The sequence below is a fragment of the Xanthomonas hydrangeae genome (genome assembly GCF_032697525.1).
Classification (GTDB): domain Bacteria; phylum Pseudomonadota; class Gammaproteobacteria; order Xanthomonadales; family Xanthomonadaceae; genus Xanthomonas; species Xanthomonas hydrangeae.
In genome coordinates this window covers 818,489-839,568 of record NZ_CP103836.1, presented here as the reverse complement: position 1 = coordinate 839,568, position 21,080 = coordinate 818,489, and the positions used below count along the sequence as shown (strand labels likewise).

Here is a 21,080-nt window from a genome sequence, read left to right as displayed (position 1 = left end):
GATCGCGGCCGAGTATGCGCCGCACCTTGTGAGGCTGCCACCACCACGGCTTTGGCACGTTGTTCAGTCGCGGCGTGACAGCCTGCGGCCCAACGTGATAGACCCGATCCAGGAGTGTGTATGTCGAACTATGCCGCGTCGAAGTCTGCCGTGACGATTGCAGCCTTGTTGCTCACCAGCTACGCGCTTGCCGCTGAGCCAACGCCGGAGTTGCAACAGCGTGCAGCGGGCACCGCACAAGCGGTCGGTGCCGTGCACACCTTGCGCCAGATTCCCGAAGCCTGCGCTCGCCTAGAAGGCGTGTTCACCGGCAACGCTGCGCAGCCATACACCTTCTCGGTCGTGCGTAGCAGCCCGACCTGCCAGCCACGCGCGCGCTTCGTGGATTTCGCCAAGGCCACGCCCAGCGTCGCATCGGGTTGGATCTTCAACGATGTGATCCGCGTCCCCAGCGCCGCCTGCCCGGCGCAGCAGGCCGTTGTGCGCATCTGGCGCAAGCCGGTGGAGGCAAAGCCGCAACTCGATGGACAGGGCCAGTCGCGCATCTATCTGGAAGACGCCAAGCAACAGGCCGCCGCCGGAAAGGTGCCGCAGGTGCCAATGTTTGCCGCGCAGATGACCGTGGAGGGCAAGGCGTGCCAGTAAACGCGCCATTCGGTTTCATTTCGAGATATTAAAAACAACGCACCCCGGCATTGCCCGGGTGCGTTGTTTTGTCTTTTAGTCGGCTTCGAAAGCCGACGATGTAGCGCTGAAGTGATTGCACAATCAAGCGAGTTCTTGCTGCCAGGTTGTATTGGCGGAATCAGCCAATCCACCGATGCCTTTTGTTCTCGGCTTTCTGCAACAGGATGCTGAGAAGGCTAGGGCGGGTTGCGCATGCGGTCCTCTCGATGGAAGCGATGGATTCTTCCGCCTGGCAACACCTCAAACTCAGTCCTCCCAAGCCCGCAGTTTCTTCGCCACTGCCACATTCTTCAACGTCACATACTTCGGCAGGCCATCGCTGCCGTAAGCCAATGGCGCCTCGCCCTTGATCAGCGGGGCGAAATAGCGGCGGGCACGCTCGGTGATGCCGAAGCCGTCCTTGCGCAGGAAGCTGGGTGGCATCTTCTTTTCGTGATTGGCCACCTTGTGCAGCGGGGCGGGCACGATCTTCCAGCGGTACGGTGCGTCGCTGACGCGTTCGATCACCGGGATCACCGCGTTCATGCCCTTGAGCGCGTATTGCACCGCGGCCTTGCCGACGGCCTGCGCCTGTTCCCAGTCGGTCTTGGATGCGAGGTGGCGTGCAGAGCGTTGCAGGTAATCGGGCAGCGTCCAGTGCACCTTGTAGCCGAGTTCCCGCTTGACCTGCGCGGCGAGGAACGAGGCCACGCCACCGAGTTGTGCGTGGCCGAACGAGTCGGCCGCGCCGCCGGCATCGGCGACGAAGCTGCCGTGTGCGTCCTGGATGCCTTCGCTGGCAACGACCACGCACCAGCCGACTTTTTCCACTACCTGCTTGACCTTGGCCAGGAACACGGCCTGGTCGTAGGCGCGCTCGGGTAGCAGGATGATCTGCGGTGCATCGTCGGGACCTTGGCCGGCCAGACCTGCCGCGGCGGCGAGCCAGCCGGCGTGGCGGCCCATCGCTTCGTAGATGAAGACCTTGGTGGAGGTGTCGGCCATGGCGGCGACATCCAGCGCGGCCTCGCGCACCGAGACCGCGGTGTATTTGGCCGCCGAGCCAAATCCTGGGCAGGTGTCGGTTACCGCCAGATCGTTGTCGATGGTCTTTGGCACGCCGATGCAGTGCAGCGGGTAGCCGTAAGCCTTGGCCAGCTGCGAGACCTTCCACGCGGTATCGGCCGAGTCGTTGCCGCCGTTGTAGAGGAACCAGCGTACGTCGTGCGCACGCAGCACATCGAGCAGGCGCTCGTACTTGGCGCTGTCTTCTTCCAGCGACTTGAGCTTGTAGCGGCACGAGCCGAATGCGCCGCCGGGGGTCTGCGCCAGCGCGGCGATCGCGGCGGCGGATTCTTTCGAGGTGTCGATCAGCTCCTCGCGCAATGCGCCCAGGATGCCGTTGCGTGCGGCCAGCACCTTGATCTTGCGCGCGCGCGCCTCGGTGATCACACCGGCGGCGGTGGCGTTGATGACGGCGGTGACGCCGCCGGATTGGGCATACAGCAAGTTGCCAGTGGTCATAGGGGACAGGCTCCTCAATGGGGGCATGGCGCAGGGGACAGTGCCGGGACATTCCCCGGATGCGGTAAGCTGCACGACCATACGGTCAGCGCTGGCGAAGACCTGAGTCTAACGCCGCCAACCGCAACGCGTTTTTATTCGAAAGTGGAGTCCACTGATGCGATTGGTTCTGTTGGGACCGCCCGGTTCGGGCAAGGGCACCCAGGCGACACGGCTCAAAGACACCTTTGAGATCCCGCATATTTCCACCGGCGATCTGCTACGTGCCGAAGTGGCCGCTGGTTCACCGCTTGGCCTGAAGGCCAAGGAAGTGATGGCGCGTGGCGATCTGGTGTCCGACGAAATCCTGCTCGGCATGTTGGAGGCGCGGCTCGGTCAGGCCGATGTCGCCAAGGGGTTCATCCTCGATGGCTATCCGCGCAATGTGGCGCAGGCCAATGCGCTGGACGAATTGCTCGGCAAGATCGGTCAGCCGTTGGATGCAGTGGTGCAGTTGGATGTCGCCAGCGAGTTGCTGGTCGAGCGCATCGCCGGTCGTGCCAAGGCCGAGGGCCGCGAAGACGACAACCCCGAGTCGGTACGCAAGCGCCTGCAGGTCTATACCGATTCCACTGCACCGGTGATCGGCTTCTACGAGCAGCGCGGCAAGCTGGCGCGCGTCGATGGCGTGGGTTCGCTGGACGAAGTGCTCGAGCGCATCAGCAAGGCGCTGGGCCGCTGAGTCGGCTGGGGCCGGGCGCGATGCCTGGCCTACGCACCTGGTTCACAAGGCCGCGCGCCGTCAGGCTGCGCGGCCTTTTCGCGTGTGCGATGCCGCAAAAAGAAAAACCCCGGTCGTACAAGACGGCCGGGGCGGAATAACGCCAGCGATGGGCTTGCTCAGAGCCCCGACAGCATGAGCCCCCCTGGGGATTTTGGCCACTTGGGGAGTAGGACCAAAAGGGTGCTGCGACTGGCGTTCAGCATGGTGATATATGTGATGGAGTTCGCATATCGGGAAATTCCCGACAGTACGGTAGGAGTTTCCTGACAGCGCCGTTGGCGATGGATCGGAATGTCCCGTAACTCCGGCGATCGGCGACAATGTGCGGCATGACCAAACTCCACATCCTCGGCATCGCCGGGACCTTCATGGGCGGTGTCGCCGCCCTTGCGCGCGAGCTGGGCTGGCCGGTAGAGGGCAGCGACCAGGCCATCTATCCGCCGATGTCCACGCAGCTGGAAACGCTCGGCATCGCGCTGGCGCAGGGCTACGCGCCGTCCAATATGTCGGCCGATACCACCGATGTGGTCATCGGCAATGCCTTGTCGCGTGGCAACCCGGCCGTGGAAGCGGTGCTGGACGCGGGGCGTCGCTACACCTCCGGTGCGCAGTGGCTGGCCGAGCAGGTGCTGCCGGGTCGCGACACGCTGGCCGTTGCCGGTACCCATGGCAAGACCACGACCACCACCATTTTGAGCTTTTTGCTTGAGGCGGCCGGGCGTGCGCCGGGCTTTTTGATCGGCGGGGTGGCCGAAGACTTCGGCGTGTCGGCGCGGTTGGGGCAGGGGCGCGAATTCGTGGTGGAAGCCGACGAGTACGACACTGCGTTCTTCGACAAGCGCAGCAAGTTCGTGCACTACCGGCCGCTGGTGGCGATCCTCAATAACCTGGAATACGACCATGCGGACATTTTTCCCGACGTGGCGGCGATCCAGCGCCAGTTTCATCATCTGGTACGCACGGTGCCGGCGCGCGGGCGGCTGATCGTCAACGGCGAAGATGCGCGCCTGGCCGAGGTGCTGGCGATGGGCTGCTGGACGCCGGTGGAGCGCTTCGGTTTCGATGCGGCGCTGGAGTGGAGCGCACGCTTGATCGCCGCCGATGGCAGCGTGTTTGCAGTGTTGCATCGCGGTGTGGAGATCGGCCAGGTGCACTGGCCGCTGGTCGGGCGGCATAACGTGCTCAACGGGTTGGCGGCGCTGGCCGCCGTGCATGCAGTGGGTGTGGATCCGGCAACGGTGATGCCGGCGCTGGCACGCTTTCAAAGCGTCAAACGGCGACTGGAAGTGCTGGGGCAGGCGCGCGACATCACCGTGTACGACGATTTTGCGCATCACCCCACCGCGATTGCGACCACGCTGCAGGGCTTGCGTGCGAAGGTCGGGGCGGCGCGCGTGCTGGTGGCGATGGAGCCGCGCAGCAATTCGATGCGGCTGGGCGCGCATGCGCAGGCGTTGGCGCCATCGTTACAAGATGCCGATGCGGTGGTGTTCCTGCATCGGCCCGCATTGGCCTGGGATGCGGCGCCGATTGTTGCGCAGGTGCGCGGTGATGCACATGTGGCGCACGACGTGGATGCATTGCTGCATACGCTGGGGGAGATTGCGCAGCCCGGCGACCATGTGGTGTTTATGTCCAATGGCGGCTTCGACGGCGCGCCGCGTCGCTTTCTGGCGCAGCTGTCCTGATGAACGAAATGACGATCACTGCCGACAGCAGCGCACTGCCGCTGTTTCCGCTGCACAACGTGCTGTTGCCGGGCGCTGCGATGGGCTTGCGCGTGTTCGAGCGCCGCTATCTGGATCTGGTGCGCGAGTGCGGCCGCACCGGCACCAGTTTCGGGGTGTGTCTGATTCTGGATGGCGCAGAAGTCGGCGTACCGGCGACACCGGCGGCGTTCGGCACCGAAGTGCGTATCGAGGATTTCGACGTTGGTGCCGACGGTGTGCTGGTACTGCGTTTGCGTGGGACGCGGCGCTTCCATGTGCAGCGTTCGCGCATCCGCGATAATGGACTTGTCGTGGGCGAGGTGAGTTGGTGCGAGCCCGACAGCGATGACGAGCTGCGCCCCGAACACAGCCTGTTGGCCACCGTGCTCGAGCGCATGCTCGAACAGGTGGGTGGCGAATTCGCATCGGCCGGACCTGGCCTGCTGGATCAAGCGGCCTGGGTGGGTTGGCGGCTGGCCGAGCTGCTGCCGCTGACCGAACAACAACGCCTGTCGTTGTTGCAGCAGGACGACCCGCATCGGCGCCTGGATCAGTTGCTGGCGTGGATGCCGTAACGCGGTGATGCTGTGGCGCGGGTGACCCATCACCGCGCTTGCACCGCTGCAGCGGCACACTCGCCACGCTTGAGTGCGCTGACGATGGCATCCATGCACTGGATGCGCGCAACGGCGTCATTCGTTATCGATCCATGGAGTGTGCCTTGATCATCGATGTCAAACCGCGTGTATCCGATGTGTTCGACCAGGTCTGGCGGACCCTGGCGGTGTTGTTCGTCTGGGACGTGTTGATCACGATCATCTACTACGTGCTGCCGTTCCGCGCGCCAGCGTTGCCGCTGACCATCTTCGGTTCGGCGTTGGCGTTGTTTTTGGGTTTTCGTGCCAATTCGACCTACCAACGTTGGTGGGAAGGGCGCGTGCTGTGGGGCCAGATGATCAATGCATCGCGCAACCTGGTACGTCTGAGCATCAGCATGTTGTCTGCGCCGGAAGCCGCAGCGCTGGGGCGCACGATCGCGTTGCGCCAGGTCGCCTACGTGCATGCGCTGCGCTGTCAGCTACGTCGTTTGCCAGTGGATGCGGTGCTGGAATCGCGGCTGGATGCCGATGAAGTGGCCTCGGTGATCAAGCGCACCAACGTCGCCAATGGCCTGCTGGATAACACAGGGCGCAGCGTCGAGCAGGCGCGTCGCGATGGCTGGATCGACAGCATCCAGCAGGCCAGTGTCGAGCGCATTCTGGTGGACATCGCCAACGCACAAGGCGGTATGGAACGGCTGAAAAATACGCCGCTGCCGTATCAATATCGCTTCTATCCGAACCTGTTTACGCGGCTGTTCTGCGTGTTGCTGCCGATCGGCCTGGTGGAGACACTGCAATACGCCACGCCGGTGGGTTCGACCGTTGCGGGTTTGATGTTTTTGGCAGTGCTCAAGATCGGCGACGAGTTGGTCGATCCCTTCGCCAACACCATCCACGATCTGCCGCTGGACAGCATGTGCCGCACGGTGGAAATCGATGCGTTACAGGCGATTGGCGAGCAGGCGCCTGAGCCGATGCAGCCGGTGGATGGTGTGTTGTGGTGAGTGCATCGCACCTTTGACCAATGCGGTTTGTGCACATCCACGGCGCTGAAGCGCAAGCTCTCAGGTAATCGAACGGTGCGGGTGCTTCGGTTGCGGAGCGGCGGGATCTGCGGTTTGGCTGCAGGGCCCTTGCCCGCCCACCCTCGCGGGACACGCCGCAAGTACGTCCGTGTAGGCTCTTACGCGGCATCCTTGCCGCGTAAGGTCCCGCGACGGTGGGCGGGCAAGGACCAATCGAGATGGTCGGTGTGCATGGTTTTGAACAAAGCAACCGATTAACTCTCTGGTGCGGTGTCCTTGCCGATTGCGGGACCGTGTGGCGGCATGGATGCCGCCACCGAGCCTACATGGACGTACTTGCGGCGTGTCCCGCGAGCGGTGAGGGCGCCGCGCACTCGACCAATCAGGCTGTTGACCTAAACATTCGACTGCGTCCAAGTGACGCGAACGTGTTGCCGCCATCGATACAGCGTTCAAGACGTTTTATTAGCAGCTCTTATCTACAGGACTGCGCGTCTGCCGGCCGCTCGCCGCCGCTGATCAATCGATCGATCAACGACGCTGTTGTGACGGACCCGATGCAGCCGGGTCGGACGCAGTGGTTTCCGTCTGCGGTGCGGCATTGTCTTTGTCCTCTCGCCGCACCGCATTTCCGGAAGTGCTGTCGATCAAGATCACTGGTACCTGCGAGCGCCGACGCTGTTCGACGCGATGCGGCAATGGGCCGAGTGCTTCACGCAATGCGCTCAGCGCCGGGTCCACGCCACGCAGCGGATACCACAGCCCGATCAGGCTGAAATGGCGGCTGTAGCGCAGCGTCTGGGTGCTGCCCACCCACAGCGGTTGTGCACCTGGCTGCAGGCGTGCCGCCGCCGGCCACAGGCGCAGCACATGCACATGGCCGGGCGCGGCATGACGCACCATCAGCAGCGCTTCGACCTGCGTATCCAGCGTGGCTGGCAGGATCGGCACCTCGTCCGGGCGGCCGCTGACATCGAGCAGATGCAGCGCTTGCTCCCAACCGGCCTGCGGTTGCACCCGCCAGCCGCGTGCTTCCAGCTGACGCTGCAGGGGTGCGAGCGGGCCGGCCAGTTGCACGTCCAGCGGCCAGCGCTGGTCGTCGTCGAATTCGTTGCGGCGCGCCGGTAGCAGGCGCCACTGGCCGTCCCACCAGTCGCTGGCGGGCAACTCCATCAGCAGCGGCGGCGGCGGTTCGAACTTGGCCAGTTTGGTTTCCAGATTGCGCGGCGCGAAGATGATCGCGCAGGTCAGGAACACGCCATAGAACATCCACGACACCGGCTTGACCCAGAACGCGCGCGTGGCGCGGCGTCGGTAAGCGATGCCCAGCACCAGCAGCCAGAAAATGCCGAACAACATGCCGCCGACCACATCGCTCAGCCAGTGCGCGCCCAGGTACAACCGTGCAAATCCAATGAGCGAGACGATTGCGCCGCTGACCAGATACGGCCACACCCGCCGCCGGCCGGGCAGCTCGCGCGCGATCAGCAATGCGAAGAAGCCGAAGCCAATCGTGGCCATGGTGACGGCCACCGACGGGAACCCGAATCCGCTGCTGGCCGCAGGCGGACGCACCACCTGCACGGTGGCGCCCAGCAACTGGGTCAACGCCAGGCCAAAGGCCAGCGCGATCACCCAATGCGCCACCGCCATCCAGCGTCGGCGCCAGGCCAGATAGCCCATCGCTGCGGCGATCGCCGGCAACAGCACCTGCCAGTCGCCCAGCGAAGCCAGCGCCACCATCGGGTAGTCGGCCAGCGGGTTGCGCAGCGCCAGCATCAGATCGTGCACGGCCAGGTCCACGCGCAGCGGCTCGCCATGCGCCAGCACCACCATCAACAGCACGAACCAGCCCCAGCCCAACAGCAGCAGCATCAACGCCATCATCGCCAGCGGCACCGATTCGCGGCGGCGCGGGTCGAACACGCTCACCGACCAGTTGCCCAGCACCGGATGCCGATGCGACCACTCCAGCAGCCGCGCCAGCAGCGCATCCAGATGGCCAGCCGACCAGCGATACGAGTACAACACCACCGCCCAGGCCAGCCCGATCACCGCCATCAAGAGCGTGACCACCACGAACAAGCGCCCGGCCACTGCTGCCACCGCGTCGTAGGCGGTGCCCAGCACCCAGCCGGGCACCAGAAACAGCAGCGCCCACGAGACGCAGGCCAGGCCGCTGGCAAACAGATAGCGCTTGAACGGCATGTGCGACATGCCAGCGATGGCCGGCACGAACGGCCGCACCGCGCCCACGTAGCGCGCGATCAGGATGCTCTTGAAGGCATTGCGCCGGAACAGCAGCTCGCCGCGTTCCAGCAATTGCGGGTAGCGGCGAAACGGCCAATAGGTGTGCAGCTGGTGGCCCCAGCGATGGCCTACCCAGAAGCTCAGCGCATCGCCGACAAAGGCGCCCAACGTGGCGCAGGCCACCGCATACGGCCCGTTGATCTGGCCGAGCCCGATCAACACGCCGATGGCGAACAGCAACGGCAGCGCCGGCACGATGGCGCCCAGCACGATCACCGCATCGCAAAATGCGATGGCAAAGATCACCACGCCAGCCAAGGTGGGGTGGTGTCCGATCCACTCCAGCGTGGCGTCGATCCATGAGTTCATTGCCGAATTATAGGTGGGCGTGGCGACGAGGGGACTTGCGCCTTCATCACATCGGCCTGCCTGCTTCACCTCAGGTTGCGAGCGGGCAACGTTGCACGCTTGTGTGACACGCAGGCAACGCGTGCTGTGTGGCGAAGCGGACGGCCCGCCTACAATGTAGGGATGAGTGACGATCCCGCCGGCCATCTGCCACTGAAGTCCGATACCTTCGGGCGCATCCTGTTGATCCGCGAAGGCGATCGCGTGTTCGTGCGGCGCGATCTGAGCGTGGCGCCGTGGTTGTTGCGCGGCGTGGCCTGGTGGCTGGCGCGACGCGAAGCCCTGGCCTTGCGTCAGCTGGATGGCTTGCCGCGGACACCACGGCTGCTGCGCTGGGATGGACGCCGGCTGGATCGCAGCTATCTGGCCGGCGATGCGATGTACCAGCGCCCGCCGCGCGGCGATCTTGCCTACTTCCGTACCGCACGCAAGTTGCTGCAGCAGCTGCACCGCTGCGGGGTGGCGCACAACGACCTGGCCAAGGAAGCCAACTGGCTGGTGCAGGACGACGGCAGCCCGGCGGTGATCGATTTCCAGCTCGCGGTGCGCGGCAATCCGCGTGCGCGCTGGATGCGCCTGCTTGCACGCGAGGATCTGCGCCACCTGCTCAAGCACAAGCGCATGTATTGCCCGGCCGCCATCACCCCGGTGGAACGCCGCGTGCTCAAGCGCACCTCCTGGGTCCGCGAGCTGTGGTTCGCCACCGGTAAACCGGTCTATCGCTTCGTGACCCGCCGCGTGTTGCATTGGGAAGACAACGAGGGGCAGGGGCCGAAGCCTTGAAGGGCCGGGAATCGGGAGTAGGGAATCGGTAGGGCGCATCGCGGCAGCTGATCGTGCGTCGGCTGCTGAACGTTCAAGGCGCTAAGCTTTTGCGATTCCCCATTCTCGATTCCCAATTCCCATGACCTTAAACGGTAAAACCCTGTTCATCACCGGTGCCTCGCGCGGGATTGGCCTGGCGATTGCGTTGCGGGCGGCGCGCGATGGCGCCAACGTGGCGATTGCGGCCAAATCGGCGGTGGTCAATCCCAAGTTGCCGGGCACCATCCATAGCGCGGCCGCGGCGGTGACTGCGGCCGGTGGGCAGGCGCTGGCGCTCAAGTGCGATATTCGCGAAGAAGAGCAGGTGCGTGCGGCGGTGGCCGCGACTGTCGAGGCGTTCGGCGGTATCGACATCCTGGTCAATAACGCCAGCGCGATCTGGTTGCGCGGCACGCTGGACACGCCGATGAAGCGCTTCGATCTGATGCAGCAGGTCAATGCGCGCGGCAGTTTTCTGTGCGCGCAGGCCTGTCTGCCGCATCTGTTGCAGGCGCCCAATCCGCACATCCTCACCCTGGCGCCGCCGCCATCGTTGAACCCGGCGTGGTGGGGCGCGCACACCGGTTACACCCTGGCCAAAATGGGCATGAGCCTGGTGACCCTGGGGCTGGCAGCCGAGTTCGGCCCGCAAGGCGTGGCGGTCAACGCGCTATGGCCACGCACCGTGATCGCCACCGATGCGATCAACATGATCGATGGCGTGGATGCGGCCGCGTGTCGCCGGCCGGAGATCATGGCCGACGCCGCGCATGCAGTGCTCACGCGCGAGGCGGCCGGATTTCATGGCCAGTTCCTGATCGACGACGAGGTGCTGGCCCAGGCCGGCATCACCGACCTGAGCGGCTATGCGGTCGATCCGTCGCGTGCGTTGTTGCCGGATCTGTTTCTCGACTGAGTGCGGCGAACATCGCAGCGCGCTTGACTGGATACCGAGGGCGGCCGGCAATCGGCGTGCGGGGTACCGCGATTCTGAGGATCGATGTGGCAGACCAGCGGTCGCGTTTTCGAGGTGCAGCTGTCTCACGCCCGTCCTACAGTGAGCACAAGAAGTTCACAGTGGGGTTTGTTATCGTGAGCGGCTGAAAACGTTTCCAACAGGGATGTATCGCGCGTGTCTCCGAAGTTCCGTGTGCTTGTCCTGGTGGCTTGCGTGTCCGTGCTGGCGACCGCCTGTGGCGGCAAGTCGCAGCAGCCTGCAACCGGTACCGATACCAAGACGACTGAAAAGCAGCTGGATTCCTTGCAAGGCGTCAACGCCAAGCTCGGCGCCTACATCGACTGCTTCAACCGCGTCAACGCGAAAGTGCACGCCGGCGCCAGGTACTACACCGGCTGGATGCAGGACCCGTTCGCCGGCCCGACCGGTCGCGAATCCGGCATGACCGGTCCGTACGATCTCGACCACGACGACATGAAGCAGTGCGATGCGCCCGTCAGTGCGGCCGCTGCGGCGAAACCATCGCTGTCTGCATTGGACAAGGCGGCACGCGACTATCGCGCGGCATTGAAGGCGCTGCAGCCGATCAGTCACGCGGTGGCCGATTACTACACGCGGCAGGACTACGAAGACGACCAGTTCGCCAAGGGCAAACAGCTGCATCCGGAGTTGATGGATGCGCTGGCGACCTACGCCGATGCCAGTACTGCTTTCAGCGCCGAACTGGACCTGCAAAACGACGCGGCGCAACGCGAAAAACTCAAGATGCTGGAGTGGGGCGAGGGCCGCACGCGCGAGTACTACCGGCTGGCGATGATGCTCGACGCCAAGCAGATCGCCGATGCGCTGGAAGAGGATCAGGTCGACGTGCCACGTGTCACCGCGCTGCTGGATGGCTTCAACCGTCTCTCCGATGAGGCGCATGCCAAGGTGGCCGATCAGGAGCCAGGCAGGCTGGCCTGGAACAGTTTCGAAACCGCTGCAGAAACCTTCCGCAGACAAGCCAAGGCGCGGGTGAAACGCGCGGTCGAAAAAACGCCCTATAGCAAGCTGGAACAGGGCTGGCTGAATAGTCCCACGCTGGCGCCCGAAGGCTCGTCTCGCAAGTTGCTCAACACTTACAACGCACTGGTGTCCGAAAGCAATCGTGAGTAGGCACTGCTGTCCTTAGCCATCGTTCGTGTGCTGGGCGATCGGCTGCGCCAGATGTCATTCGGCCGCATGCTGCGGCGCCACCTTCTTCAACCCATCAATGGAACGCAAGATGACCCATCAACTTCGTTATGCGCCGCTCACCGCGGCGATGGCTTTCGCTGCGCTGCTTGCCGGCTGCCAGAAAAACGCACCCGCCGCCGCGGTGGAAGGCGCCGACAAGATCAATGCCTACATCACCTGCTTCAACGGCGTCGAGCAGCCGATCCATGAGAGCTATCAGCAATACATCGGCTGGATGCAGGACCCCGAGGCTGGTCCGACCGGCAAGGAAAGCGGTATCCATGCACCGGGCACGGTGCTCTCGCATCACGTGGACGAATGTGGCGCGCCGATGACTGCGGCATTGGCGCAAGCGCCGGCCAACCCCGAGCTCGACCCGGTGGCCAAGACCTATCAAGACCGTTTCACCACGCTCAACGAACGTATCGGGGAAGCGGTGCGCTACTACGACCGCGAGGATTATCTGCGCGACGACGGCAAGGGCATGAAGGCGCTGCACGCGCCGCTGATGCAGGCCTATCACGCATTCTTCGAAGCCGGCGAAGCCATGAATACCGCGCTTGAACACAATGAAGACACGCGCCGCCAGGCCCAGATCGATGCGATCGAAAAGGAAGAAGGCCGCAGTGCTTCCTGGTATCACCTGAAGATCATCGGCGAAGGCAAGCAGCTGGTGCAAGTCCTCGATAACGACACGCCGGACCTTGCCGCAGCGCAGTCCCAGCTCGCGCGCTACCAAGGCATTCTGGAAGAGGCGCAGAAGGCCAAGATCGGCCAGGGCGATGCGATGTGGGGCCACATGGAACGCTCCGCCGACAAGCTGGCGCGCGAGTCGGGGCGACTGGTCGAGCGTATCCGCACCAAGACACCATTGAACAAGAGCGAGCAGATGCTGCTGGAAAGCGGCTCGATGCCGCCGGGTGGCACACGCCAGGCAGTGCTGGCCAGCTACAACGATCTGATCGACATGAGCAACCGCATGTCGCATTGATGCTGTGCACGCGTCTCTGTCGCATTGTGGAAGCGCATCTAACAGGTGATTGTGCAAGTTCCGAAGGCACCGCTATTTCGAGTGGTAGCTGCATTCAGATGTAGTCAAAAGCTCACTGATCGAGGGCGCGGTGCCCTCACCGCTCGCGGGACACGCCGTGAATCCGTCCCTGGAGGCTCGGTGGCGGCATCCATGCCGCCACACGGTCCCGCAATCGGTGAGGACACCGCACCAGAAAGTTGGTCGGTGACTGGATGAAAGCCAGCCTGTTGATCGCGTTGTGTTGGAAAGGTGGCAGGATCCGCCGTTATCAGAAAACGCACGCCATGCATTGCTTGGACCACACACACCGACCATCTCGACGGGTCCTTGCCCGCTCACCGTCGCGGGACCTTACGCGGCATGGATGCCGCGTAAGAGCCTACACGGACGTACTTGCGGCGTGTCCCGCGAGGGTGAGCGGGCAAGGACCCTGCAGCCAACCTGCAGATCAGCCGCTCCACACCTGATCGACCCGCACTGCCCAACCACTCCAAGACAATTTAGCCGTTGGAGAGTTCCGGCAGCGGCTCGGCACATTGCCGGCAATAACGCGCATCCGGCGCATGGCCTTCCAGCCCGCAACGCGGGCAATTGCGGACATCGCGCTTGCCGGCGTGGCCGCCTTCGCGCAGCGTGCTGGCCAGTTCGGCGGTGTAGATGCCGGTGGGCACGGCGATGATGCTGTAGCCGATCAGGATCAGGGCCGAAGTAACGAAGCGGCCCAGCGTGGTCTGTGGCACCAGATCGCCAAAACCCACCGTGGCCATGGTCACGATGGCCCAGTACATGCTGGTCGGGATGCTGGTGAACCCGTGTTGCGGGCCTTCGATGACATACATGGTGGCACCGGCGATCACGGTGATGGTGAGCACGCTGAACAGGAACACCATCACCTTGCGCCGGCTGCGCCACAGCGCGTCCACCAGTTGCCCGCTTTCCTCGATGTAGCGGGTGAGCTTGAGGATGCGAAACAGGCGCAGGATGCGCAGCACGCGCACGACCAGCAGCGTCTGCGCACCGGGGACGAAGAACGACAGATAGCTGGGCAGGATCGACAGCAGATCGATCACGCCCCAGATGCTGAGCGCGTAATGCAGCGGGCGCCGCACCACCGCCAGACGCAACGCGTATTCGACGGTGAACAGCACCGTGAACGCCCATTCCAGCGGCACCAACCAGTGCGCCGAATGCGAATGGATGCGCGGCACGCTGTCGATCATGATCACCACCACGCTGGTGAGGATCGCCACCACCAGCATCAGATCGAAATTACGCGACGGGCGGGTGTCGTGCCGGTAGATGATGTCGAACCATTGCCGGCGCCAGCCGTCGTCGGTGGCAGGAGTGAGCTGAGGATCGGAGAAAGGGCGCATCCGCGCATTGTGCCGCAGGCCGGCGAATGCGCGAGAATGCGGGTTCTCCCTCCGCTTCTGCGACCCACCATCATGAGCACCGCTGCCGATTCGCCCCTGTCCCTCGCGCATTACTACCTGCCGGTCTACCGCCCGCGCCAGGTGGTGCTGGAGCGTGGGCAGGGCAGTCGCGTGTGGGACGACCAGGGCCGCGAATATGTCGATCTGTCCGCCGGCATCGCGGTCAGCGGACTGGGCCACAACGATGCGGATCTGATGGCCGCGCTCACCGAACAGGCCGGCAAGCTGTGGCACACCAGCAACGTGTTCTTCAGCGCACCGCCGCTGAAGCTGGCCGAGGAACTGGTCACCGCTTCGCGTTTCGCGCAGAAGGTTTTTCTCTGCAACTCGGGCACCGAGGCCAACGAGGCGGCGATCAAGCTGGTGCGCAAGTGGGCCAGCAATCTGGGCCGCCCGGCCGACAAGCGCGTCATCGTGACCTTCCGCGGCAGTTTCCATGGGCGCACCCTGGCCTCGGTCACTGCGACCGCACAGCCCAAGTATCAGGAAGGCTACGAGCCGCTGCCCGGCGGCTTTCGCTATGTGGATTTCAACGATGTGGCGGCACTGGAAACGGCCATGGCGGCCGGCGATGTCGCTGCGGTGATGCTGGAGCCGATTCAGGGCGAGGGCGGAGTGATGCCGGCTGCGCCGGGCTTTCTGAGCCGCGTGCGCGCGCTGTGCGATCAGCACGATGCGCTGCTGGTGCTGGACGAGATCCAGTGCGGCATGGGCCGTACCGGCACGCTGTTTGCGCACTGGCAGGAGCAGGTGACGCCGGACATCGTGACGCTGGCCAAGGCGCTGGGTGGCGGCTTCCCGATCGGCGCGATGCTGGCCGGCCCCAAGGTGGCCGAGACCATGCAGTTCGGCGCGCATGGCACCACCTTCGGCGGCAATCCGTTGGCCGCAGCGGTGGCGCGCGTGGCGCTGCGCAAGCTGGCCTCGCCGCAGATCGCCGAGAACGTAGAGCGTCAGTCGGCCGCGTTGCGCGCCGGTCTGGACGCGCTCAACGACGAGTTTGGCGTGTTTGCGCAAATCCGCGGGCGCGGCTTGATGCTGGGCGCAGTGCTGGCGCCGGCGCATGCCGGGCAGGCCGGGGCGATCCTGGATTTTGCGGCCAAGCATGGTTTGCTGTTGTTGCAGGCGGGGCCGGATGTCTTGCGTTTTGTGCCGGCGCTCAATCTGACCGATGCCGAGCTGGCTGATGGGTTGGAACGTTTGCGCCTTGCGATTGCCGAGTACGTAGCGCCGCAGTGATGCAGAGCTGCGCTTTCCGCGCCATCGTGGCCGGCACCGCGCCGGCCACGATGGCGGAGGAAGATCCGCCGGCGATTCCCGATTTCCCAATCTCGAATCCCGGCTCTCCTACGCCACCCCATACCGCTTCAACACCCGCCGCAAGGCGCGGCCATCGCGCACCGTATCCGCGTGCAGGCCTGCTGCACGCGCGCCACGCACGTTGACGAACAGGTCGTCGACAAACAAGGTGCGCGCGGCAGTGGCGTCCAGCTGTGCAAGTGCGCGCTGATACGCCTGCACATCGGGCTTGCGGCCGCCGAGTGCGCCGCTGCACAGCACGCGGCCCTGCAATAACGGAAACAGCGCAGGCACGATCCGCTCGATTGCCTCCACCATCAACGGCCCATTGTTGGTGAGTACCGCCACGGCCGTCGTCGCCGATACCGCCAGCACCTGTGCCACCACCAAGGGGTCCGCGCGGCACGCCGCCACGCGTGCGTCGATCCAGGTGGCACGATCGATCACGCCGCCCAGCCCTTCGCTCAACTGCGCCAGGTAGTCCTGCGTGTCGATAAGCCCGGCATCGTAGACACGTTCCAGACCTTGCTCGAACAACACCTGCTGCACCCGTTGCGGCGTGCAGGCAGCTGCTGCAGCAAGTGCAGCCACGCGGCGCGGCCGCGAGTAGCTGGCCAATACGCCATCGAAATCGAGCAGTAACAGAGAGGGTGCTGCAAGCGGCATGCGCGGACTCGTGATGCGGCTGCGCAGCGTTGTCGATCTGCGACCTCATGGCAAGCATGCGAGAGCTGGTATGACCGGATGCGCGCAGGTGGGTGGGGACAGTACGTATTCAGATCGTTGAATTCGGCAGCAACCTACCCACCCGCGCCGCCCCTACCCTCCGCGCGGAGCTTGCGGCGGAACTGCGCTGGTTATGGTCGATGCATGCCGCATTTGCGGTGTCAGCCGGTCTGGGGGAGCGGCCCGGTCACTCAGCACGCCACACGCATCCAGGGGTCGATTGCATGCCTAAGCGCTTCAAAACCGATCAGCTGGCGGTCTCGGTCGCCGCCATTCTCACCACCGCCACGCGTCGCCGCACGCTTGCCTCGATGACCTTGTTGCTGGCCGGCGCACACAGCCTGCCCGCACTGGCACAGGAAGCGCGCACGCTGGACGCCGTCAGCGTGGTCGGCACCGGTTCCACACGCACGACCGCGTCGATCTCGGTGGCCGAAATCCAGGCCCAGGTGCCCGGCGTGGCGCCGCAGCAGTTACTGGCGAGCCTGCCCGGGGTGAATGTGCAGACCACCGATCCGTTCGGGCTGTACGAGTTCGGCGACTCGATGACCATCCGCGGCTTCTCTGCCAACCAGATCGGCGTGACCCTGGACGGCATCCCGATCGAAACCTTCGACACCCGCGAAGGCGGGCCGATCACCCGCTACGTGTCCAGCGAGAACCTGCTCGACGTCACCGTGTCGGCAGGTTCCGGCGATGTCACCCAGCCCTCGTATCACGCACTCGGCGGCGCGATCCGCTACACCAGCCTGCCACCGAAGGGGGGCGACAGCTGGAGCGGCAATCTCACCCAGACCATCGGCTCGGACGATCTGGTGCGCAGCTTCGTGCGCCTGGATACGCCGGATTGGTGGGAAGGCGGCCCCAGCGCGTACCTCTCCGCATCGCGCACGCAGGGCGGGGTGTGGGACATGGAACCGGCCACGCAAAAGAGCGACCACTTCGAAGCCAAGATCCGCCAGGCCTGGGACGTGGGCAGCCTGACGCTGGGCTGGATCTACAACAACCGCAAGGACTACGACGTGCAGTCGTACAACTCCGACGGCTCGGTGTCGTGGGATCTGCACGAACGCATCACCGGCAATCCGGAAGTGGATGCAGAGCACTACAGCGAATGGCAGAACGGCCGACGCGACTCGCTGCTCAGCCTGCACGGCGATTTTCTGTTCAACGATGCGATCGGCTTCACCTTCACCGGCTACTACGAAAACAAGCATGGTTACGGCGTCGGCGGCACCCCGCCAAGCACCGCCACCGGTTTATACAACGATGCCATCGCCGGCACGCCTGGGCGTACCGATATCGCCATCAACGACCCCCAGATCGTCGATGCCAACGGCAACGTCACCCGCGTCGGTGCGATGACCAGGCGCGAAGAAATCATGGGCGGCGATCGTTATGGTGTGACCACCGCAGTGTCGTGGGAGACCGAGCACAACAAGCTCGAAGTCGGTGCCTGGTACGAGAATTACGACTTCGACCAGGTGCGCCCGCTGTACAACCTGGACCCTGCCACCGGCGCCTTGCTCAAGGGCTCGCTGCCGATCGTCATCTACTACGACAACCACTTTTCCACCGAGGTGAAGCAGCTCTACATCAAGGACACGCTGCGCCTGCTCGATGACCGGCTCACGATGGAATTCGGCGCCAAGGGCCTGGATGTCAAGCGCGATTACAACGGCATCGCCAATCTGGATGATTTCAATGTCGGTGTGCGCCGCGATGTCACCATCAAGAACAGCGACTGGTTCCAGCCGCAGGTCGGTGCCAGCTTCCAGCTTGCCGAAGGCGTGCAACTGTTCGCCAACTACGCAGAAAACTTCAGCTCCGCCCCGCGGCTGGCGTTGACCTCCGGTGCGTTCAATCCGGATATCGCGCCGGAAGAATCCACCAACATCGACATCGGCATCCGCGCCGAATCCAGCCAGTGGAGCGGCTACATCGCCGCTTACAAGATCGATTACGAAAACCGCATCATCGCGCTGACCGATCCGGATCCATTGGTGGTGGCACCCACCGTCTACGCCAATGTCGGCGACGTACAGACCTATGGTGCGGAGGTGTCCGGCATGTGGAAGCCGGCGCCGGGCTGGCGGCTGGGCGCCTCGTTGACCTGGAACAAATCCGAATTCCAGGACAACTATTTCGGCCCGGTCAGTGGCAACCTGGTGCAGGTGGAAGGCAACGAAGTGCCGGATTCGCCCAAGGTGATGTTCAGCGTCAACGGCGGTTGGGAAGGCGAACATTTCTTCGTCAACCTCGATACCAAATATACCGGCAAGCGCTACGGCGACACGCTCAACACCGATCAGGTGGATGCCACCTTCATCGTCAACGGCAGCGTGGGTTATCAGGGCGCGGATGCAGGGTTTCTTGCCGGTGGGCGACTGCAGTTGTCGGTCTACAACCTGTTCGACAAGGACGATGCGATCGGTGCGGTGTTCCCGAACGAAAGCTCCGGCTCGTATCAGTTGATTGCACCGCGCCAGTTGTTCGCCAGCCTGGCCTACAAATTCTGAGGGGTGATGCGGCCGGCGTCATTGCCGGCCGCGCCATTGGTGTTGTCAGTCGCACTCGATCCATGACATGCAAGGACTACGCGTTGATGCAAGGCAATCACTTTGGGGCGATGACGCGGCGACAACTGCTGGCGCGCATCGGCATGACCGCTGGCGGCGCGATGATGTACCAGGCGATGAGCAGCCTGGGCATGGCCGCCGAATCCGATTTCAAGGGGCCGCTGCAGCTGGATGGCGATCCGAAAGGCGCCTCGGTACTGATCCTGGGGGCGGGGCTGGCCGGCATGGCGGCGGCCTTCGAACTGCGCAAGGCGGGGTACCGCGTGCAGTTGCTGGAATACAACGACCGCCCCGGTGGGCGTAACTGGACGCTGCGCGGCGGCGACCGTTACACCGAACTGGGCGGGGCAACACAACACTGCCAGTTCGATGACGGGCTGTATCTCAATCCGGGGCCGTGGCGCATTCCGCATCACCACAAGGCGGTGCTGAGCTACTGCAAACAATTCGGCGTGGCGTTGGAAGCCTTCAACCAGGTCAACTACAACGCGCTGCTGCACAGCCAGAAAGGCTTTGGCGGCAAACCGCAGCGCTTTCGCGCCATCGATGCCGATTACAAGGGCCACGTGTCCGAGCTGCTGGCCAAGTGCACCCAGCAGCAGGCGCTGGACAAGAGCGTGAGCCGCGAAGACCAGGAAGTGTTGCTGGAGTCCTTGCGCACCTGGGGCGCGCTCGATCACAAGTTCGGCTACGTCAAAGGCAAGGACAGCAGCGAGCGGCGCGGCTTTGCGCGGTATCCCGGCGGAGGCTTGTCCGGCAAGCCGGAATTCTCCGATCCTTTCAGCGTGCAGGATGTGTTGCGTTCGCGCCTGTGGACCACGCTGGCGGCCGGCAACAACTACGAAATGCAGACCACCATGTTTCAGCCGGTAGGTGGCATGGACCAGATCGGCAAGGCGTTCGCTGGCCGCCTCGGCGATGCCATCACCTACAACGCCAAGGTCACCAGGATCGATCAGGACGGCAGCGGCGTGCGCGTGTCCTGGCAGGACGCCGCGCACGGCGGCGAAGAACGCATTGCCAGTGCCGACTGGTGCATCTGCACGATTCCGTTGTCGGTGCTGAGCCGCATTCCGGTCACCGCCAGCGACGCGATGACCACCGCGATCGGCCAGGTACCGTATGCGGCCTCGGTGAAAGTGGGCCTGCAATTCAAGCGCCGTTTCTGGGAAGAGGACGAAGCCATCTACGGCGGCATCAGCTACACCGATCTGCCGATCACCTTGATCAGCTATCCCAGCACCAACTATCACAGCCCCGGCAAGGGCGTGCTGCTCGGTGCCTACGTCTGGGGACTGGACGCCTACCAGTTCACCTCGATGTCCCCGGAGCAGCGCGTGCGCAAGGCAGTCGAATACGGCACGCAACTGCATCCGCAATATCCACGCGAGTTCGAGAACGGCATTTCGGTCGGCTGGCATCGCGTGCCGTTTACGCATGGCTGTTTCGGCATGTGGAGCGAGCAGGCGCGTGCCGAACACTACACGCCGCTGTGCCAGATCGACGGGCGCCTGGCACTGGCCGGTGAACACGTGTCCTATATTCCGGCCTGGCAGGAAGGGGCGATTCTGTCCGCGCACGATGTCGTGGGCCGTTTGCATCGCAAAGTGCTGGCCGGAGGAGGTCGCGCATGAGCCTGTTATCACGAGTGGCCGCTGCCACATTCGTCGTAGCAATCGCTGCGCTACTGGTGCCACCGGGCGCGTACGACGCGCAGGCGCAGAGTTCCGATGCCACCCAGCTATTCCCGCAACAGGGCTTTGCCAAGGCATCCGGCCAGGATGTCTACCAGGCGATCTGCCAGGGCTGCCACATGCCGGCCGGGCGCGGCGCGCAAGGTGCCGGCGAATACCCCGCGCTTGCCGGCAATCCCAAGCTGGCCGCCGGCCCCTACGTCACCATGATGGTGCTCGACGGCCACGCCGGCATGCCCGGCTTCGGCGAGATGCTCAACGATCGCCAGGTGGCCGAAGTGGTGAGCTATGTACGCACCCATTTTGGCAACGATCACGCCGAGGTCGTCACCGCCGACGACGTCAAATTGCTGCGCCACTGATTTTCCCTTTGTCTCTACTCATGCAAGGAG

At 64.1% G+C, this 21,080-nt stretch carries 17 protein-coding genes; 13 read left to right on the top strand and 4 right to left on the bottom strand.

Annotated elements, in window-relative coordinates; all coding sequences use genetic code 11:
* Positions 1 to 120 precede the first annotated feature (120 nt).
* On the top strand, positions 121 to 645 hold the full coding sequence (locus tag NYR97_RS03440; RefSeq protein WP_205393804.1) for a hypothetical protein: 525 nt from the start codon (positions 121 to 123) through the stop codon (positions 643 to 645).
* Between the two features lie 288 nt (positions 646 to 933).
* On the opposite strand, the gene NYR97_RS03435 is transcribed toward NYR97_RS03440, so the two are convergent.
* On the bottom strand, positions 934 to 2,190 hold the full coding sequence (locus NYR97_RS03435; RefSeq protein ID WP_316696707.1) for a 6-phosphofructokinase: 1,257 nt from the start codon (positions 2,188 to 2,190) through the stop codon (positions 934 to 936).
* A 157-nt stretch (positions 2,191 to 2,347) separates the two neighbouring features.
* On the opposite strand from NYR97_RS03435, the gene NYR97_RS03430 reads away from it, so the two are divergent.
* From NYR97_RS03430 to NYR97_RS03415, 4 genes are all read left to right on the top strand, one after another.
* A complete protein-coding gene (locus NYR97_RS03430) occupies positions 2,348 to 2,911 on the top strand; it encodes an adenylate kinase (protein ID WP_006451255.1) in 564 nt (187 codons plus the stop codon).
* A gap of 362 nt (positions 2,912 to 3,273) precedes the next feature.
* Complete coding sequence (mpl, locus tag NYR97_RS03425) at positions 3,274 to 4,641, top strand: UDP-N-acetylmuramate:L-alanyl-gamma-D-glutamyl-meso-diaminopimelate ligase (RefSeq protein ID WP_205393807.1); 1,368 nt, start codon at positions 3,274 to 3,276, stop codon at positions 4,639 to 4,641.
* Positions 4,641 to 5,237 carry an LON peptidase substrate-binding domain-containing protein gene (locus NYR97_RS03420; RefSeq protein ID WP_316696706.1) on the top strand — a complete coding sequence of 199 codons (597 nt, stop codon included), beginning with the start codon at positions 4,641 to 4,643 and terminating at the stop codon, positions 5,235 to 5,237. Before mpl ends, NYR97_RS03420 begins: the two co-directional genes overlap by 1 nt.
* Before the next feature lie 146 nt (positions 5,238 to 5,383).
* A complete protein-coding gene (locus NYR97_RS03415) occupies positions 5,384 to 6,268 on the top strand; it encodes a bestrophin family protein (protein ID WP_316696705.1) in 885 nt (294 codons plus the stop codon).
* A 552-nt stretch (positions 6,269 to 6,820) separates the two neighbouring features.
* Here the strand turns inward: NYR97_RS03415 and NYR97_RS03410 are convergent.
* Complete coding sequence (locus tag NYR97_RS03410) at positions 6,821 to 8,908, bottom strand: bifunctional DedA family/phosphatase PAP2 family protein (protein ID WP_316696703.1); 2,088 nt, start codon at positions 8,906 to 8,908, stop codon at positions 6,821 to 6,823.
* A gap of 162 nt (positions 8,909 to 9,070) precedes the next feature.
* On the opposite strand from NYR97_RS03410, the gene NYR97_RS03405 reads away from it, so the two are divergent.
* From NYR97_RS03405 to NYR97_RS03390, 4 genes are all read left to right on the top strand, one after another.
* Complete coding sequence (locus tag NYR97_RS03405) at positions 9,071 to 9,730, top strand: serine/threonine-protein kinase (RefSeq protein ID WP_205393811.1); 660 nt, start codon at positions 9,071 to 9,073, stop codon at positions 9,728 to 9,730.
* 121 nt (positions 9,731 to 9,851) lie between these two features.
* Positions 9,852 to 10,667: an SDR family oxidoreductase gene (locus tag NYR97_RS03400; RefSeq protein WP_316696702.1), complete on the top strand. Its 816-nt coding sequence runs from the start codon at positions 9,852 to 9,854 to the stop codon at positions 10,665 to 10,667.
* A gap of 216 nt (positions 10,668 to 10,883) precedes the next feature.
* A complete protein-coding gene (locus NYR97_RS03395) occupies positions 10,884 to 11,864 on the top strand; it encodes a YiiG family protein (RefSeq protein ID WP_316696701.1) in 981 nt (326 codons plus the stop codon).
* Positions 11,865 to 11,973: 109 nt separating this feature from the next.
* On the top strand, positions 11,974 to 12,915 hold the full coding sequence (locus tag NYR97_RS03390) for a YiiG family protein (RefSeq protein ID WP_232372269.1): 942 nt from the start codon (positions 11,974 to 11,976) through the stop codon (positions 12,913 to 12,915).
* Between the two features lie 542 nt (positions 12,916 to 13,457).
* Here the strand turns inward: NYR97_RS03390 and NYR97_RS03385 are convergent.
* Positions 13,458 to 14,330: an ion transporter gene (locus NYR97_RS03385; protein ID WP_316696700.1), complete on the bottom strand. Its 873-nt coding sequence runs from the start codon at positions 14,328 to 14,330 to the stop codon at positions 13,458 to 13,460.
* Between the two features lie 72 nt (positions 14,331 to 14,402).
* Between NYR97_RS03385 and NYR97_RS03380 the strand changes: the two genes are divergently transcribed.
* Positions 14,403 to 15,629, top strand: coding sequence for an acetylornithine transaminase (locus tag NYR97_RS03380; RefSeq protein WP_316696699.1), 1,227 nt, complete (start codon positions 14,403 to 14,405; stop codon positions 15,627 to 15,629).
* Between the two features lie 108 nt (positions 15,630 to 15,737).
* Here NYR97_RS03380 and NYR97_RS03375 read toward each other — a convergent pair whose 3' ends face one another.
* Positions 15,738 to 16,355, bottom strand: coding sequence for an HAD-IA family hydrolase (locus NYR97_RS03375; protein ID WP_316696698.1), 618 nt, complete (start codon positions 16,353 to 16,355; stop codon positions 15,738 to 15,740).
* Positions 16,356 to 16,639: 284 nt separating this feature from the next.
* On the opposite strand from NYR97_RS03375, the gene NYR97_RS03370 reads away from it, so the two are divergent.
* From NYR97_RS03370 to NYR97_RS03360, 3 genes are all read left to right on the top strand, one after another.
* On the top strand, positions 16,640 to 18,934 hold the full coding sequence (locus NYR97_RS03370) for a TonB-dependent receptor (protein ID WP_316696697.1): 2,295 nt from the start codon (positions 16,640 to 16,642) through the stop codon (positions 18,932 to 18,934).
* Positions 18,935 to 19,020: 86 nt separating this feature from the next.
* Positions 19,021 to 20,628 carry a flavin monoamine oxidase family protein gene (locus tag NYR97_RS03365; protein ID WP_316697993.1) on the top strand — a complete coding sequence of 536 codons (1,608 nt, stop codon included), beginning with the start codon at positions 19,021 to 19,023 and terminating at the stop codon, positions 20,626 to 20,628.
* Positions 20,625 to 21,050, top strand: a complete 426-nt coding sequence (locus tag NYR97_RS03360) for a c-type cytochrome (RefSeq protein WP_205393820.1) — start codon at positions 20,625 to 20,627, stop codon at positions 21,048 to 21,050. The genes NYR97_RS03365 and NYR97_RS03360 overlap by 4 nt, the downstream gene beginning before the upstream one ends.
* Positions 21,051 to 21,080: the final 30 nt, after the last annotated feature.

Excerpts from the sequence above, each read along its gene's own strand:
- NYR97_RS03440 (WP_205393804.1), top strand. The coding sequence starts at position 121 with ATGTCGAACTATGCCGCGTCGAAGTCTGCCGTGACGATTGCAGCCTTG.
- NYR97_RS03435 (WP_316696707.1), bottom strand. The coding sequence starts at position 2,190 with ATGACCACTGGCAACTTGCTGTATGCCCAATCCGGCGGCGTCACCGCC.
- NYR97_RS03430 (WP_006451255.1), top strand. The coding sequence starts at position 2,348 with ATGCGATTGGTTCTGTTGGGACCGCCCGGTTCGGGCAAGGGCACCCAG.
- mpl (WP_205393807.1), top strand. The coding sequence starts at position 3,274 with ATGTGCGGCATGACCAAACTCCACATCCTCGGCATCGCCGGGACCTTC.
- NYR97_RS03420 (WP_316696706.1), top strand. The coding sequence starts at position 4,641 with ATGAACGAAATGACGATCACTGCCGACAGCAGCGCACTGCCGCTGTTT.
- NYR97_RS03410 (WP_316696703.1), bottom strand. The coding sequence starts at position 8,908 with ATGAACTCATGGATCGACGCCACGCTGGAGTGGATCGGACACCACCCC.
- NYR97_RS03405 (WP_205393811.1), top strand. The coding sequence starts at position 9,071 with ATGAGTGACGATCCCGCCGGCCATCTGCCACTGAAGTCCGATACCTTC.
- NYR97_RS03400 (WP_316696702.1), top strand. The coding sequence starts at position 9,852 with ATGACCTTAAACGGTAAAACCCTGTTCATCACCGGTGCCTCGCGCGGG.
- NYR97_RS03390 (WP_232372269.1), top strand. The coding sequence starts at position 11,974 with ATGACCCATCAACTTCGTTATGCGCCGCTCACCGCGGCGATGGCTTTC.
- NYR97_RS03385 (WP_316696700.1), bottom strand. The coding sequence starts at position 14,330 with ATGCGCCCTTTCTCCGATCCTCAGCTCACTCCTGCCACCGACGACGGC.
- NYR97_RS03380 (WP_316696699.1), top strand. The coding sequence starts at position 14,403 with ATGAGCACCGCTGCCGATTCGCCCCTGTCCCTCGCGCATTACTACCTG.
- NYR97_RS03375 (WP_316696698.1), bottom strand. The coding sequence starts at position 16,355 with ATGCCGCTTGCAGCACCCTCTCTGTTACTGCTCGATTTCGATGGCGTA.
- NYR97_RS03370 (WP_316696697.1), top strand. The coding sequence starts at position 16,640 with ATGCCTAAGCGCTTCAAAACCGATCAGCTGGCGGTCTCGGTCGCCGCC.
- NYR97_RS03365 (WP_316697993.1), top strand. The coding sequence starts at position 19,021 with ATGCAAGGCAATCACTTTGGGGCGATGACGCGGCGACAACTGCTGGCG.
- NYR97_RS03360 (WP_205393820.1), top strand. The coding sequence starts at position 20,625 with ATGAGCCTGTTATCACGAGTGGCCGCTGCCACATTCGTCGTAGCAATC.